The organism is Asanoa sp. NPDC050611, assembly GCF_040654855.1.
In the GTDB taxonomy this organism is placed as follows: Bacteria; Actinomycetota; Actinomycetes; order Mycobacteriales; family Micromonosporaceae; genus Asanoa.
Genome location: NZ_JBFAIU010000591.1, coordinates 1 through 2476 on the forward strand (window position 1 = coordinate 1; position 2476 = coordinate 2476).

The 2476-nt window shown below is 74.1% G+C and carries 2 protein-coding genes; both read left to right on the forward strand.

What is annotated here, in order from left to right:
* On the forward strand, positions 1-259 hold a 259-nt coding region (locus AB0H87_RS40630; RefSeq protein ID WP_360158824.1), incomplete at its 5' end, for a GNAT family protein.
* Between the two features lie 126 nt (positions 260-385).
* Positions 386-2476: UvrD-helicase domain-containing protein (locus tag AB0H87_RS40635; protein ID WP_360158827.1), on the forward strand; the 2091-nt coding region annotated here is incomplete at its 3' end.

Below are 2476 nucleotides of genomic sequence, written 5' to 3' on the forward strand. Positions count from 1 at the left end.
CCCAGGCGTCTTCTTCCGCGAGGGTACGACCTCCACCGTCGCGGTCTCCGCGGCCGTCCGGGCGGTGATCGACGCGGCCCGGGCCGACGGCCGCCACCAGCGGCTGCACGCCTTCCCGAGCGTCGCCAACGCGCCGTCGAACGCGGTCTGCCGGAAGGCCGGGTTCACGCTCGTCGGCGAGACGGACTTCGAATACCCGCCGGGCCACATCATGCGCAGCAACAACTGGCGTTATCCCCTGACGCAGAGCGCCGCCTGACCCCCTTGCCCTTTCCAGTGTATCGGCGGCGCAAGCCCATCAAATCGGCCCCAGTGCTGATTTTCAGCACCTGACCTGACCATATGGTTTCCTGGTCCACTTCCGCGCACAATCCCGGGGAGCATCGTGCCCGTAGCCAGGACACCGGAGACCACCACCGAGGAACTGGAGATCGCCGCAGAACAACACGTCGTCGACCGGGTGTACGCGCGCCTCGAGGTGCTGCGCGACCAGGCCCGGGCGCTCGAGGGCGAAGGACACGGGCGGGCGTCCGGCAACTCCGCCGCCGGCCTGGTCGAGCGGGACGCCATCGTCCACCGGGCCGCCGCCCGGATGAAGGAACTGGACGCCGAGGAGGAGGGCATCGTCTTCGGCCGGCTCGACTTCGACGACGGCGACATCTACCACATCGGACGGTTGGGCGTCCGCGACGGCATCGAGCCCCTGCTGGTCGACTGGCGGGCGCCGGCCGCCGCGCCGTTCTACCGGGCCACCTCCGGCGACCCGCTCGGCGTGGTGCGCCGCCGGGTCATCTTCTGCCGCGGCCCCCGGGTCGTCGGGCTCGACGACGACGTGCTGACCCCCGACGCCGCGGGCGACCTGCGCGTGCTCGGCGAGGGCGCGCTGCTGGCCGCGCTGCGCCGGTCCCGCGGCCCGCACATGCGCGACATCGTCACCACCATCCAGCGGGAGCAGGACGAGGCCATCCGCGCGCCCGCCCGGGGCGTCACGCTGATCACCGGCGGGCCCGGCACGGGCAAGACCCAGGTCGCCCTGCACCGCGCGGCGTACCTGCTCTACACCGACCGCGGCCGGTTCACCGGCGACCGCATCCTGGTGGTCGGCCCGTCAACGGTGTTCACCGACTACATCGGCCGGGTGCTCCCCTCGCTCGGCGAGGACAGCGTCCACCTGCGGGCGATCGGCGAGCTGTTCGACGGCGTGACCGCGACGCGCCGCGAGCGCGCGGAGGTCGCCGCGGTCAAGGGCGGCCAGGGCATGCTCGCGGTGCTGGCCGAGCTGATCTGGCAGACGCCGCCGAAGGCACCGGACCGCCTGCGCCTGGTGTACGCCGGCCAGGTGCTCACCCTCGACGCCACCGACCTCGCCGCGGTCCGTCGGTCGGTCCGCGCCGCCTGCACGGCCGACGGCACGCTGCCCAACCAGGCCCGCCCGGTCGCCGCCGTGGCCCTCGCCGACGCGCTGTGGTCCAAGGTGGACGGCGCACACCTCGACCCGGAGCTGTTCGGCGACGAGGTCCGTGACCGGCCCGAGTTCCGCCGCTTCCTGCACGCGTGGTGGCCCGCGCTGACCCCGCCGGCGGTGCTGCGGTGGCTGGCCGACCCGGCCCGGGTGGCCGGCCCGGACGCCGCCGTCCTGGCCGGGTCCTACGCGGGCCACGACGACCTCTCCGTCGACGACGTGCCGCTGCTCGACGAGCTGGCCGGGCTGCTCGGCGAGCCGCCACCGCCGCCGAAGGCGCCCAAGCCGGAGTGGCAGCTGCGCGAGCTGACCTCCGGTCCGCGGCTCGTCGACACGTTCGTCCTGAGCACCGGGCTGCGCGAGGGATGGGAGCTCTACGCCCCCGGGCTGCCCACGCCGATCGCCGTGGCCGGCGCGACGATCGACAACGACGCGGTCGGCCTGGCCCAGCGCTGGGCCGAGGCGATCATCCTGCGCGAGGGCCACAAGGTGGTGGGCTGGACCGACGGCTACGACCCGCACGGCGAGGAGGGCTACGTGCCGGAGCTGGCGGAGCCGCTGCCCGTCGCGGAGACCGACGAGGAGACCGTCCCGGACCACTACCTGCACGTGATCGTCGACGAGGCGCAGGACCTCTCGCCGATGGAGTGCCGGATGATCGCGCGCCGGGCGGCGTACGCCTCGATGACGATCGTGGGCGACCTCGGCCAGGCGACCCATCCGCTGGCCGCCGGCGCGTGGCCGGAGCTGGTCGCCCGGCTCGGCAAGCGCGAGGTCCGGGAGCTGGACCTGCGCACCGGCTACCGGGTGCCGCAGACGATCGCCGACTACGCGGCCCGGGTGCTGGCTCCCGGTATCGCGCCGACCCGGTCGTACCAGCCCGGCGGGAGACCTGGTCGTCCGCCGCGTCGCGGACGTGGCGGCCGCGGTGCGCGACGCGGTCGCGGGGGCGTCCCGATCTGGGCGAAGCGCGAAGACTGCAACAGCGGTCTGGCGTACGGCGGCAACAAGACC